The organism is Streptomyces roseoverticillatus, assembly GCF_000719265.1.
Lineage (GTDB): Bacteria > Actinomycetota > Actinomycetes > Streptomycetales > Streptomycetaceae > Streptomyces > Streptomyces roseoverticillatus.
Genome location: NZ_JOFL01000003.1, coordinates 50,986 through 63,643, shown reverse-complemented (window position 1 = coordinate 63,643; position 12,658 = coordinate 50,986). Strand labels below are relative to the sequence as shown.

12 protein-coding genes are annotated in these 12,658 nt (G+C 72.8%); 10 read left to right on the top strand and 2 right to left on the bottom strand.

All coding sequences use genetic code 11. From position 1 onward, the window contains the following. The first annotated feature begins 23 nt into the window (after window positions 1-23). Genes IF61_RS0104100 through IF61_RS0104090 form a run of 3 tightly spaced genes read left to right on the top strand, consistent with a single transcriptional unit; the run spans window position 24 to window position 3,285 of the window. Window positions 24-1,421 carry a DUF6421 family protein gene (locus IF61_RS0104100; RefSeq protein WP_052392378.1) on the top strand — a complete coding sequence of 466 codons (1,398 nt, stop codon included), beginning with the start codon at window positions 24-26 and terminating at the stop codon, window positions 1,419-1,421. Between the two features lie 23 nt (window positions 1,422-1,444). Then, window positions 1,445-2,206, top strand: coding sequence for an SDR family NAD(P)-dependent oxidoreductase (locus IF61_RS0104095; RefSeq protein ID WP_030364826.1), 762 nt, complete (start codon window positions 1,445-1,447; stop codon window positions 2,204-2,206). Continuing rightward, a complete protein-coding gene (locus IF61_RS0104090; RefSeq protein ID WP_030364825.1) occupies window positions 2,203-3,285 on the top strand; it encodes a threonine aldolase family protein in 1,083 nt (360 codons plus the stop codon). The genes IF61_RS0104095 and IF61_RS0104090 overlap by 4 nt, the downstream gene beginning before the upstream one ends. A gap of 100 nt (window positions 3,286-3,385) precedes the next feature. Here IF61_RS0104090 and IF61_RS0104085 read toward each other — a convergent pair whose 3' ends face one another. Continuing rightward, window positions 3,386-4,117, bottom strand: a complete 732-nt coding sequence (locus tag IF61_RS0104085; RefSeq protein ID WP_030364824.1) for a lysophospholipid acyltransferase family protein — start codon at window positions 4,115-4,117, stop codon at window positions 3,386-3,388. Between the two features lie 264 nt (window positions 4,118-4,381). Here IF61_RS0104085 and IF61_RS0104080 point away from each other — a divergent pair, with 264 nt between their 5' ends. From IF61_RS0104080 to IF61_RS0104060, 5 genes are all read left to right on the top strand, one after another. Then, a complete protein-coding gene (locus IF61_RS0104080; RefSeq protein WP_030364823.1) occupies window positions 4,382-4,708 on the top strand; it encodes a TlpA family protein disulfide reductase in 327 nt (108 codons plus the stop codon). A gap of 332 nt (window positions 4,709-5,040) precedes the next feature. Continuing rightward, complete coding sequence (locus IF61_RS0104075) at window positions 5,041-5,544, top strand: flavin reductase family protein (RefSeq protein WP_030364822.1); 504 nt, start codon at window positions 5,041-5,043, stop codon at window positions 5,542-5,544. Window positions 5,545-5,732: 188 nt separating this feature from the next. Further along, window positions 5,733-6,521, top strand: coding sequence for an electron transfer flavoprotein subunit beta/FixA family protein (locus tag IF61_RS0104070; protein ID WP_030364821.1), 789 nt, complete (start codon window positions 5,733-5,735; stop codon window positions 6,519-6,521). Between the two features lie 57 nt (window positions 6,522-6,578). After that, window positions 6,579-7,541 carry an electron transfer flavoprotein subunit alpha/FixB family protein gene (locus tag IF61_RS0104065; protein ID WP_030364820.1) on the top strand — a complete coding sequence of 321 codons (963 nt, stop codon included), beginning with the start codon at window positions 6,579-6,581 and terminating at the stop codon, window positions 7,539-7,541. Between the two features lie 143 nt (window positions 7,542-7,684). Continuing rightward, the gene (locus IF61_RS0104060) at window positions 7,685-8,965 is read left to right on the top strand and encodes a DUF6986 family protein (protein WP_030364819.1); all 1,281 of its coding nucleotides are present in this window, start codon (window positions 7,685-7,687) and stop codon (window positions 8,963-8,965) included. Window positions 8,966-9,312: 347 nt separating this feature from the next. Here IF61_RS0104060 and IF61_RS0104055 read toward each other — a convergent pair whose 3' ends face one another. Continuing rightward, window positions 9,313-10,299 carry a LacI family DNA-binding transcriptional regulator gene (locus IF61_RS0104055; RefSeq protein ID WP_245684409.1) on the bottom strand — a complete coding sequence of 329 codons (987 nt, stop codon included), beginning with the start codon at window positions 10,297-10,299 and terminating at the stop codon, window positions 9,313-9,315. A 185-nt stretch (window positions 10,300-10,484) separates the two neighbouring features. On the opposite strand from IF61_RS0104055, the gene IF61_RS0104050 reads away from it, so the two are divergent. Beyond that, window positions 10,485-11,456, top strand: a complete 972-nt coding sequence (locus IF61_RS0104050; RefSeq protein WP_030364817.1) for an ROK family protein — start codon at window positions 10,485-10,487, stop codon at window positions 11,454-11,456. 139 nt (window positions 11,457-11,595) lie between these two features. Next, window positions 11,596-12,633: an NUDIX hydrolase gene (locus IF61_RS0104045; protein WP_030364816.1), complete on the top strand. Its 1,038-nt coding sequence runs from the start codon at window positions 11,596-11,598 to the stop codon at window positions 12,631-12,633. Window positions 12,634-12,658 lie beyond the last annotated feature (25 nt).

The following is a 12,658-nucleotide window of genomic DNA, read 5'->3' as shown; positions in this document are numbered from 1 at the left end:
AGTTCTCCCGAGGAGGAGCAGCCATGACGGAAATCCTTGCGTCGACGGCGATACGGGCCGACAAATCGACCGCCGAGCCGGTGATCGATCACCCCGCGTGGGCCGAGCTCAAGGACGCCGTGGAAACAATCCGGCCGTGGCAGTCCCGGGACGGCTCCATCGATTTCACCGCCGAGGACGCACCACCGGGCGAGGCCGTCCGGGCCCAGCTGGACCGCGTCGTCACGGCCGTCGGGCAGCTCTCGCCGCTCGTGCCGCACGACGCCGCGTACCACGAGGCCCTCGTGGCCGACCTGCGCCGCTGGGCGGAGGCCGGCTTCGGCGTGCCCGACTTCCTGGACTCGCTCCTCGCCTTCCAGCCCGCGGCCCAGCGCGCCGACGGCCTCCAGCACCTCGTCGTCTTCCCGATGTACACGCAGAACGGCAACCCCGACCGCAATCTCGAGGCCGTCGTCCTGCGCGTCGTCTGGCCCGAGTGGCTCGCCGAGCTGGAGCGCACCCGCTACGACAACCCGCTCTTCCTCGGCATCACCTTCGAGGACTTCACCGCGGGCTACGACACCAACTCCGCCGTCCTCTTCCCGGAGACCATCGCCGTCCGCGAGGCCCCCGAGCGCTTCACCTGGGGCGGCATCTTCTGCGACCGCGAGGCGGCCCGCTTCCGCCGCGTCACCGAGGCGGCCGTCGCCGCCCTCGGCCTGGAGCTCCCCGCCGACATCCAGGACATGATCGGCGACCAGCACCGCTGTGAGCAGGCGTTCGTCCTGTGGGACATGGTCCACGACCGCACCCACAGCCACGGCGACCTGCCCTTCGACCCCTTCATGATCAAGCAGCGGCAGCCGTTCTGGATGTACGGCCTGGAGGAGCTCCGCTGCGACCTCACCGCCTTCAAGGAGGCCGTGAAGCTGGAGGCCGAGGGCAACGCGCACGGCCGTGACGTGCAGTACGCCGTCCTCTTCGACCGGATGTTCCGCTTCCCGGTCACCGGCGACCGCGTCCGCAACTACGACGGCCTCGGCGGCCAGCTCCTCTTCGCGTACCTCCACCGCCACGACGTCGTACGCTGGACGGACAACACCCTCCACATCGACTGGGACCGCGCCCCGCAGATCACCAACCAGCTCTGCGGCGAGATCGAGAAGCTCTACCGCGACGGCATCGACCGCCCCAAGCTGGTCCACTGGCTCGCCGCCTACGAACTGGTCTCCTGCTACCTCCCCCCGCACCCCGGCTCCGTCTGGGCCAAGGGCCCCGAGGCCCTCGACCTCGCCCAGCCGCCCCGCAAGCTCGTGGACGACGTGCTCCCGGACGAGTTCCCGCTCAGCATGTTCTACGAGGCGCTTGCCAAGAAGCTGCGCCACGTGATCGCCTCGACCAAGGGGATCACCGCGGCGAAGGCCGAGCGGGTGGCCGCGTGAGCGAGCAGACGAAGGAGACGACCATGAGCACTCCCACCAACGGCAACGGCCCGCTGGACGGTGCCGTCGTGGCAGTGGCGGGTGCCGCCGGCCCCGCCGGCCGCGCCACGCTGCTGCGCCTGGCCGAGGCCGGGGCGACGGTCGTCGCCGCCGATGCGGACGCGGCCCGCCTCGCGGAGGCCGTCGACGCCGCCCGCTACGCCCACGGCGGCGCCACGGTCACCGGTGACACCGTCGACCTCCTCGACCTGGAGGCCACCCGCAGCTGGGTGGACCGCACCGAGAAGGAGTTCGGCCGCATCGACGGCCTGGTCCACCTGGTGGGCGGCTGGCGCGGCTCGGCGACCTTCGCCGAGACCGACCTCGCCGACTGGGAGCTGCTCGAGAAGCTGCTCATCCGCACCGTGCAGCACACCTCGCTCGCCTTCGAGCCGGCCCTCCAGCGCAGCGGCAACGGCCGGTTCGTGCTGATCAGTGCCGCGGGCGCCAGCAAGCCGACCGCGGGCAACGCCGCGTACTCCGCCTCCAAGGCCGCCGCCGAGGCGTGGACGCTCGCGCTCGCCGACTCCTTCCGCAAGGCGGGGGGCGAGGGGGCGCCGCCGGCCGCCGCCACCATTCTGATCGTCAAGGCACTGGTGCACGACGCCATGCGCGCCGAGCGCCCGAACGCGAAGTTCGCGGGCTTCACCGACGTCAAGGACCTCGCCGAGGCGATCGTCGGCGTCTGGGAGAAGCCCGCCCAGGAAGTGAACGGAACCCGTCTGTGGCTGACTCCGCAAGCGTGAGCACGACCCCGTCGGCAGCGACCGACGCGATACGCCGCCACGACCCCGAGGTGCGCGGCTTCGCCAGCGACAACTACGCGGGCGCCCACCCCGAGATCCTCGCGGCGCTCGCCGTCGCCAACGGCGGGCACCAGGTCGCCTACGGCGAGGACGACTACACCGCCCACCTCCAGGACGTGATGCGCGGGCACTTCGGCCCCACCGCCGAGGCGTTCCCCGTCTTCAACGGCACGGGCGCCAACGTCGTCGCCCTCCAGGCCGCGACCGAGCGCTGGGGCGCGGTCATCTGCGCCGCCACCGCGCACATCAACGTCGACGAGTGCGGGGCCCCCGAGCGCGTCGGCGGCCTGAAGCTGCTCAGCGTGCCCACCGAGCACGGCAAGCTCACCCCGGAGCTCATCGACCGGGAGGCCTTCGGCTGGGACGACGAGCACCGGGCGCAGCCGCAGATCGTCTCGATCACCCAGACCACCGAGCTGGGCACGTGCTACACGCCCGAGGAGATCCGCGAGATCTGCGACCACGCCCACGAGCGGGGCATGAAGGTCCACCTGGACGGCTCGCGCATCGCCAACGCCGCCGCCACCCTGGGCGTCCCCCTGCGGGCCTTCACCACCGACGCCGGAGTGGACCTGCTCTCCTTCGGCGGCACCAAGAACGGCCTGGTCTTCGGCGAGTGCGTCGTCGTCCTCAACCCGGACGCGGTGCGGGCGATGAAGCACCTGCGCAAGATGTCCATGCAGCTCGCGTCCAAGATGCGGTTCGTCTCGGCCCAGTTCGAGGCCCTGCTCAGCGGCGACCTGTGGCTGCGCAGCGCCTCGCACGCCAACGCCATGGCCGCGCGCCTGGCCGAGCGCGTACGGGCCGTCGAGGGCGTGGAGATCCTGCACCCGGTGCAGTCCAACGCCGTCTTCGCCCGGCTCCCGCACGACGTGAGCGAGCGCCTGCAGAAGCGCTACCGCTTCTACTTCTGGGACGAGGCGGCCGGCGACGTCCGCTGGATGTGCTCCTTCGACACCACCGAGGCCGACGTCGACGCGTTCGCGGCGGCCCTGGCCGAGGAGATGGGCCGGCAGTAGCAGCGGCCCGCCCGGCACAAGCGAAAGGGCGCCCGGCCGCGTGTGCGGCCGGGCGCCCCTTGCCGTGACGGGTGCGCTTCGGTGTGAGGTCCGGCGCGCTCTAGCGGCGCCGGTCCATCGCCGCCGCCAGGTCCGGCGAGGGCGCCGTGCCGCCGAGGTGCGCCGGGATCCACCAGGTGTCGTCCGCGTCCTTCGGCCGCACCGGGTAGGCGCGCTGCGCCGCCTCCAGGAGCTCCTGGACGCGGGAGCGCAGCCGGTCGCTGAGGGTATCCGGGTGCTCGCCGGCCTCGGGGGTCATCGGCTCGCCGACCCGTATCGAGATCGGCACGTGGTTGCGGCCCAGGTCGCGCTTGTGCCCCTTGGTCCACAGCCGCTGCGTGCCCCACAGCGCCATCGGCAGCAGCGGCACCCCGGCCTCCTGGGCGAGCCGCGCCGCGCCGGACTTGAAGTTCTTCAGGGTGAACGACTGCGAGATCGTCGCCTCCGGGAACACCCCGATGATCTCGCCGGAGCGCAGTGCGGACAGCGCGTGCTTGTAGGCGTCCATGCCGGCCGCGCGGTCCACGGGGATGTGCTTCATCGCCCGCATCAGCGGCCCCGACACCTTGTGCCGGAACACGGACTCCTTGGCCATGAACCGCACCAGCCGCTTGGCGGGGCGGGCGGTCAGCCCGCAGAAGACGAAGTCGAGGTAGCCGATGTGGTTGCTCACCAGGACCGCCCCGCCCCGCGCAGGGACGTGCTCGGCGCCCTGGATGTCGAAGCGCAGGTCGAGCGCCTTGAACATGGTGCGGGCGACACCGATCACCGGGGGGTAGACGAGCTCTGCCATCGGGGGAGGATCCTTCCGGGTTTGGGGAGGAGGGGGTCTCCCGGGCTAAGTTACGCGGCCGTAGGGTTCGGCTTCTGCCAGATCGTGCCCGAATGCCCGGCCCGGGTGCCAGCGAGGAGGGCCCGGCGGCCGGGAGATCCTCATCACGTCGGCGCCGGGAACGAGGAATTTTCTCCGGTCCGCGCGATGCTGCACCGGTGGACGCGGGGGCCCGCAAGGCCCGCAAAACCTGCGAAGAAAACGAGACGGAAAGAGGGACCGAGGGTGCGCGAGGGCGACGACGGGCCGCGGCTGGGGGCCGCCGACATCGGCGGGGAGCTCGGGGCGCGGGCCACGCTCGTCCAGTTCTCCAGCGCCTTCTGCCAGCCCTGCCGGGCCACGAGGCGGACCCTGGAACAGGTCGCGGGAATGGTCGAGGGGGTCGCGCACGTCGAGGTCGACGCCGAGGCGCACCTCGCGCTCGTCCGGGCCCTGGAGATCACCGCGACGCCGACCGTCCTCGTCCTCGACGCCGCCGGCCGCATCGTGCGCCGCGCCGCCGGCCAGCCGCGCACGGCGGACGTCATCGCGGCGCTCGGGGCGGCGGTGTGACCGGCCGCGGGAACCCCATCCCCCCGGCCTGCCCCGTGATCCGCCTCCCATCTCCCAGGCCGGCCTTGACGCTTCGCACCGCGAATCGTCAGTGTGACGTTATGTGGCCAGGACCGTTTCTCCACGTGCTGTACGGACATGCGCACACCGACCCGGTGCGGATGGTGAGCGCGGGCTGTCCGAGCCCGTGAGGACGGCGACGACGAGATGTCCGTGACGAGACGAGACGTCCGTGACGAGACGACGAAATGTCCGTGACGACGATGCCCGCGCCGACGATGCCCGCGACGACCGTACAGACCGGTTCGACCCACCAGCAGAAGGACAGTTCCATGACGGCCATGCCCGGGCTCGGCACCTCCCTCGCCACTCCTGAACTGCTGCGCTCCGTCTTCCGCAGGCACGCCGCCGGAGTCGCCGTGATCACCGCGCAGGGCGCGCGCCCGGTCGGCTTCACGGCCACTTCGCTCACGTCCGTCGCCGCCGAGCCGCCCCTCGTCTCCTTCGGCGTGGGCACCGGCTCGTCCAGCTGGCCCGTCCTCGCCGAGGCCGGGCACGTCGGCGTGCACATACTTGGCGAGCACCAGAGGGAGCTCGCCGGCACCTTCGCGCGCAGCGGCGCCGACCGCTTCGCCCCGCCCACGAGCTGGCGTCCCGGCCCGGAGGGCGTGCCGCTGCTGGACGGCGTCCTCGCGTGGCTGGTGTGCCGCGTGGTGGCCCGGGTGCCCGCCGGGGACCACCGGGTCGTGCTCGCCGAGGTCGTCGCGGGCGACTCCGCCGGAGCGGGGCGCCCGCTCGTCTACCACCAGGGGCGCTTCAACGGTCTGCGGGACTGAGACGTCCCGCGTTTCCCGCGTTGGACAGATCACAGCCGACCGGCCTTGCGTCCGGGTGAACGGGTCGCTGTACTGACGAGTAACATTCCGTTCGAGGCGCGGCCCGCATCGGGCGGAATCCGCCCCACAAGGCGCCTATGCTGCCTGCCAAGGCAGCTACGAAGAGACGATGCAGTAGGAGAGCCGGCGTGAGCTTGAGGATCGTTGTCACTGTGAAGTACGTGCCTGACGCCACCGGCGACCGGCACTTCGCCGAAGACCTGACCGTCGACCGCGACGACGTGGACGGCCTGCTCTCGGAGCTCGACGAGTACGCGGTCGAGCAGGCGCTGCAGATCAAGGAGGCGGCTGACGACGACGCGGAGATCACCGTTCTGACGGTCGGTCCCGAGGACGCCAAGGACGCGCTCCGCAAGGCGCTGTCGATGGGCGCGGACAAGGCCGTCCACGTCGAGGACGACGACCTGCACGGCACCGACGCGCTCGGCACCTCGCTGGTGCTGGCCAAGGCCCTGGAGCACGTCGGCTACGACCTGGTCGTCTCCGGCATGGCCTCCACCGACGGCGGCATGGGCGTCGTCCCGGCGATGCTCGCCGAGCGCCTCGGCGTCCCGCAGGTCACCCTGCTCTCCGAGGTCAAGGTCGAGGACGGCAAGGTGACCGGCCGCCGCGACGGCGACGCCGCCAGCGAGCAGCTGGAGGCCTCCCTCCCGGCCGTGGTCTCCGTGACCGACCAGTCCGGCGAGGCGCGCTACCCGTCCTTCAAGGGCATCATGGCGGCCAAGAAGAAGCCGGTTCAGTCCCTGGACCTCTCCGACCTCGGCCTCGAGGCCGAAGAGGTCGGCCTGGAGGGCGCCTGGACCAAGGTCGACGAGGTCACGGAGCGCCCGGCCCGCACGGCCGGCACCGTCGTCAAGGACGAGGGCGAGGGCGGCAAGCAGCTCGCCGAGTTCCTCGCGGGCCAGAAGTTCATCTGAGCTCTCTGATCCCGAACGAACCGTCACCCGCCCCACATTTCCAGCAGGAGCAACGCCATGGCTGAAGTCCTCGTCTACGTCGACCACGTGGACGGCGCCGTCCGCAAGCCCACCCTCGAACTGCTCACCCTCGCCCGCCGCATCGGCGAGCCCGTCGCCGTGCACCTGGGTGCCGGTGCGGACGCCGCCGCCGCGGCGCTGGCCGAGTACGGCGCGGTGAAGGTCCTCACGGCCGACGCCGCCGAGTTCGCCGACTACCTGGTCGCACCGAAGGTCGACGCGCTGCAGGCCGCGGTCGAGGCCGTCTCGCCGGCCGCCGTGCTCGTTCCGTCCTCCGCGGAGGGCAAGGAGATCGCGGCCCGCCTCGCGGTCCGCATCGGCTCCGGCATCATCACCGACGCCGTCGACCTGGAGGCCGGCGACGAGGGCCCGGTGGCCACGCAGTCCGTCTTCGCGGCCTCGTACTCCACCAAGTCCCGCGTCACCAAGGGCACCCCGGTCATCACCGTCAAGCCCAACTCCGCCGCCCCGGAGGCCGCCCCGGCCGCCGGCACGGTCGAGCAGCTCGCCGTCTCCTTCGGCGAGAAGTCCACCGGCACGAAGGTCGTCTCCCGCACCCCGCGCGAGTCGACCGGCCGTCCCGAGCTGACCGAGGCCGCGATCGTGGTCTCCGGCGGCCGCGGCGTCAACGGCGCCGAGAACTTCTCGATCATCGAGGCCCTGGCCGACTCGCTCGGCGCGGCCGTCGGCGCCTCCCGCGCCGCCGTGGACGCCGGCTGGTACCCGCACACCAACCAGGTCGGTCAGACCGGCAAGTCGGTCTCCCCGCAGCTCTACATCGCGGCGGGCATCTCCGGTGCCATCCAGCACCGGGCCGGCATGCAGACCTCGAAGACGATCGTGGCCATCAACAAGGACGCCGAGGCCCCGATCTTCGACCTGGTCGACTACGGCGTGGTCGGCGACCTCTTCGAGGTCGTCCCGCAGCTGACCGACGAGGTCAAGACGCGCAAGGGCTGATCCGTTCCCTTCGGCTCCCGGTGAGGCCCCCGTACGCTTCCGCGTACGGGGGCCTTCCTGTTGACCTGCCTCGGTGGCGTGGATAGCTTCGCCCGCGCGGACGGTCGGTTCCGCGCAGCGGAAACGTGGAGGGTGGGCCAGCCATGGGACAGCGGCAGTTGGTTGCGACGACCTTTACGGGGGCGGTGAAGGAACGTATCGGCGTCTCTCTCGCCGACGTTGACGCCCACCTCGCGCGCCGCTATCCCGGCGACGACGGCACGCGGCAGCCCGTCCACACCGTGTACGTCCCCGCCGACGTCGTCGCCGCGGACACGGTGCGGTTCTGGGGCGACCAGGCGCTGGACGCGCTCGACGAGCATGCGCCCGACGCTTCCTCGCTCGGTGCGGTGCTCGGGCTCTCCGAGGACCTTGCCGTGCCGGTTTACGAGCGGGTGCGCGCCAAGCTGCTGCGGGAGCCGGTCGAGGACCTTCGTATCGACTTCGAGGACGGGTACGGGCCGCGGTCCGATGACGAGGAGGATGCGGCGGCGGCACGGGCGGCGGGGCTTGTGGCTGCGATGGGCGGGGGCGGGGGTGCGGGTGGTGTGGCGCCGCCCTTCGTGGGGATCCGGATGAAGTGTCTTGAGGCTGCTGTCCGGGATCGTGGGATCCGTACGCTGGACATCTTCCTGACCGGGCTCATGGACGCGGGCGGGCTGCCCGCGGGGCTGATGCTCACGCTGCCCAAGGTGAGTTACGCGGAGCAGGTCGCCGCCATGGCCGAACTGGTGGGGGAGTTCGAGAAGGCGCGGGGGCTGGAGCCGGGGCGCATCCGCTTCGAGATACAGATCGAGACCACGCAGGCGGTGCTCGGGGCGGACGGGCGCGCCACGGTGGCGCGGATGATCGACGCGGGGGCGGGTCGGGTCGGCTCGCTGCACTACGGGACGTTCGACTACAGCGCGTCGTGCGGGGTCGGTGCGGCGTACCAGGCGTTGGACCACCCGGTGGCCGACCACGCGAAGGCCGTGATGCAGGTGGCGGCCGCGGGGACGGGGGTGCGGGTGTCGGACGGGTCGACGAACGTGCTGCCGGTGGGGTCGGCGTCCCAGGTGCACGCGGCGTGGCGGCTGCACTTCGGCCTGGTGCGGCGGTCGCTGGCGCGGGCGTACTACCAGGGGTGGGACATGCATCCCGGGCATCTGCCGACGCGGTACGCGGCGGTGTACGCGTTCTACCGGGAGGGGCTGGGGAGCGCGGCGGCTCGCTTGGACGCGTATGTGAACCGGGCCGGTGGTGACGTGCTGGACGAGCCGGCGACGGCGCGGGCGCTGAGCGGGTATCTGCTGCGGGGGATGGATTGCGGTGCGGTGGATGAGGGCGAGGTGACGGCTTTGACGGGGCTGGGGCGGGAGGGGCTGGAGGGGGTGGCTGGGCGCTGAGGTGGGGCGGTTTCGGTGGGTGGTGGGTGCGGGGCGGGGGCTCCGGGGCAGGGGTCCGGGACCGTATATTTACGGGCCCGCCCCCGGTGCCGCATTCGTGCCCTCTTGCGCATCGGACCCGCAAATACACGTCAGCGTCCCGGACCCCTACCCCTGCGCCCCCACCCCTCCCGCCCGTCACCCGACTGCCGGTGCCGTGCCCGGCTGAACACCCTGTCCCCGCCAGGGGGGCGGCTGGTCAAGGGGCAGGCCGTTGCCCCTTGTTTCCGCCGCCGCGGTGGTTCGCCCCCACCGGGGATTTCGGCGGTGCCGTGCCAGGCGTACGCATTTCGCCCCGCGGACTACCGTCACTCCTCCGGGCGGAGTTCGCCTGAACCTCTCGCGATCAGGCGGGTGGGCAGCACCACCCGCCGCGGCGGTTCGTCCGCGCCGTCCAGGCGGCGGAAGAGTTGTTCGGCGGCGGTGCGGCCCAGGCGGGCCGCGTCCTGGGCTACGACGGTGACCGCAGGGGAGAGCAGATCGGCGAGTTCGAGGTCGTCGAAGCCCACGAGCGCGACTCGGCGGGGCACGCGGGCCAGGACGCGTACTGCCGTCGCCGTCACCCGGTTGTTCCCTGTGAACAGCGCCGTCACCGGCGCCGGGCCGGCGAGCATGCGTTCCGTTTCGGCGCGGACGCGCTCGGGCGTCGTGGGGCCCAGGGACACCCAGGACTCGTCCACGGGCAGGCCCGCGTCCGCCATGGCCGCGCGGTAGCCGCGCAGCCGCTCCGCGGCGGTGTGGATGCGGGGGCGGTCGCCGATGAAGCCGATGCGGCGGTGGCCGTGGGCGGCGAGGTGGGCCACGCCTTCGCGGGCGCCGCCGAAGCTGTCGGAGAGGACGGCGTCGGCGTCCATCTGTCCGGCGGGCCGGTCGACGAAGACCGTGGCGATGCCGGCCGCGATCTCGGGTTCGAGGTAGCGGTGGTCGTCGCCGGCCGGGATGACGATGAGGCCGTCGACCCGGCGGGCGCAGAAGGCCAGCGCGAGCTCCCGTTCGCGCTCGGGATCCTCCGCGCTGGAGCCGTTGATGAGCAGGGCGCCGTGGGCGCGGGCGACTTCCTCGACGGCCCGGTTGAGGGGTGCGTAGAAGGGATCGGCGAGGTCTTCGAGGACGAGTCCGATGGAGGCGGTGCGGCCCTTGCGGAGAATGCGGGCGCTGTCGTTGCGCCGGAAGCCCAGCGCGGTGATGGCGTCCTGGACGCGCCGCTCGGTGTCCGCGGTGACGCCCGGCTCGCCGTTCACCACGCGGGAGACGGTCTTGAGGCCGACGCCCGCGCGGGCCGCCACGTCCTTCATCGTCGGGCGGGCGCCGTATCGGGGCGAGGGGCTGCGGGTGGGCTGGGCGCTGCTCGGCACGGGCTCGTCCTTACCGGGGGCGTGCGGGGTGACGTCGAGCATAGAGCCTAGACAACGTTGTCAGATCCGGACAGACTGGCGTCCGCAGAGCCTGAACCCCTGCCCGACCAGGAGAGATCGTCCCCATGCGCACCGACTTCGCCGATCTTGTCGCAGCCCTCGACATCGGCGGCACCAAGATCGCGGGGGCGCTGGTCGACGACCGCGGCCGGCTGCTGGCCCGCGCGCAGCGGCCGACGCCGGCGCGCGAGGACGGGGCCACGGTGATGGGCGCGGTGGCGGCGGTGATCGACGCGCTCGGGGGCGCGGCGCACTGGTCGCGCGTGCGGGCCGTCGGCATCGGCAGCGCGGGGCCGGTGGACGCCTCCCGGGGGACCGTCAGCCCCGTCAACGTTCCGGGGTGGCGGGACTATCCCCTGGTCGCCGAAGTGGCGCGGCGGGTGGGCGGGCTGCCGGTGGTGCTCGTCGGCGACGGCGTGGCGATGACCGCGGCCGAGCACTGGCAGGGCGCCGCCCGGGGGCGCGCCAACGCCCTGTGCATGGTGGTGTCCACCGGGGTGGGCGGTGGCCTGGTGCTGGGCGGCAGGCTGCATCCGGGCCCCACCGGCAACGCCGGTCACATCGGGCACATCAGTGTCGACCTCGACGGGGACGTCTGCCCCTGCGGCGCTCGCGGCTGCGTCGAGCGCATCGCCAGCGGCCCGAACATCGCCCGGCGCGCGCTGGACGCCGGCTGGCTGCCGGGGCCGGACGGCGACCGGAGCGCCGCGGCCGTCGCGGCGGCGGCCGGGGCGGGGGACGCCGTGGCGCGCGCCTCGTTCGAGCGGGCCGCGCAGGCGCTGGCCGCGGGCATCGCAGCGACCGCGACGCTGGTCGAGATCGAGGTCGCCGTCATAGGCGGCGGTGTGGCGGGCGCGGGCGAGGTGCTCTTCGCTCCGCTGCGCGAGCGCCTGCGCGACTACGCGACGCTCTCCTTCGCCTCCGGCGTCGAGGTGCTGCCCGCCGAACTCGGTTCCGACGCGGGCCTCGTGGGGGCCGCCGCCGCTGCGGCGCAGGAGTTCGGACTGTGGGCGGGGCGGGAGCCCGGCCCGGCGTAGAACGCGCCGGACAGCGGCAGTAGCTGCTCCTGCGGCGATGGGCGCACCCGCAGGGAGCCCCGGCACCGTGCCCCTCACAAGCGTTTCCGTGGCAAGGTGTTCCGGGCACTTCACAGGGGGCTACGGAGAAGGGGGAACCGTGATCGTCTGGCTCAACGGCCCGTTCAGCGCGGGGAAGACCAATACGGCCAGGGAACTGACCGAGCTGATCCCGGACAGCACCCTCTACGACCCCGAGGTGATCGGCGGGGCGCTGAAGCACCTGCTGCCGCCCAAGAGAATGGGTGAGGTCGGCGACTACCAGGACCTGCCGGTCTGGCGGCGGCTGGTCGTGGACGCGGCCGCGGCCCTGCTCGCCGAGATCGGCGGGGTGCTCGTCGTCCCCATGACGCTGCTGCGCCAGGAGTACCGGGACGAGATCTTCGGCGGGCTGGCCGCCCGCCGCATCCCGGTGCGACACGTGCTGCTGGAGGTCGACGAAACGATCCTGCGCGGACGGGTCGCCGGGCGCGAGGAGTTCGCGGACGACCCCGAGCGCAGTGAGTCCGTCCGCCGGTGGGCGCTCGACCACATCGCCCCCTACCGCGAGGCTCTGCCGTGGCTCCGCGCGGACGCGTACGCCGTCGACACCGGACACCTGACGCCGCGTGAGGTGGCCGAGCGGGTCGCGGACGCCGTCCGCAGCGGCGCCGCCGGAGCGTGCCAGATCGTGCAGACCCCGGAGCCGACCGCCGAGACGCTCGCCGCCGGGGTGCTGCTCTTCGACGAGGAGGACCGGGTCCTGCTGGTCGACCCCACCTACAAGCCGGGCTGGGAGTTCCCCGGCGGGGTCGTGGAGCCGGGCGAGGCGCCCGCCCGCGCCGGGATGCGCGAGGTGGCCGAGGAGATCGGCATCGAACTCCCCGCCGTGCCCCGCCTGCTGGTCGTCGACTGGGAGCCGCCCAAGCCGCCGGGCTACGGCGGCCTGCGCTTCCTCTTCGACGGCGGGCGGCTGGCCGGGGCCGACGCCCGCCGGCTCTTGTTGCCCGGCGCCGAACTGCGCGGCTGGCGCTTCGTCACCGAGGGCGAGGCGGCGGCCCTGCTGCCGCCCGTACGGCTGAGCAGGCTGCGGTGGGCCCTGCGGGCCCGCGAGCAGGGACGGCCGCTGAACCTGGAGGCGGGGGTCCCCGTCGGGTGAGCGCGCGCCCTGCGGCGGCCTGAGG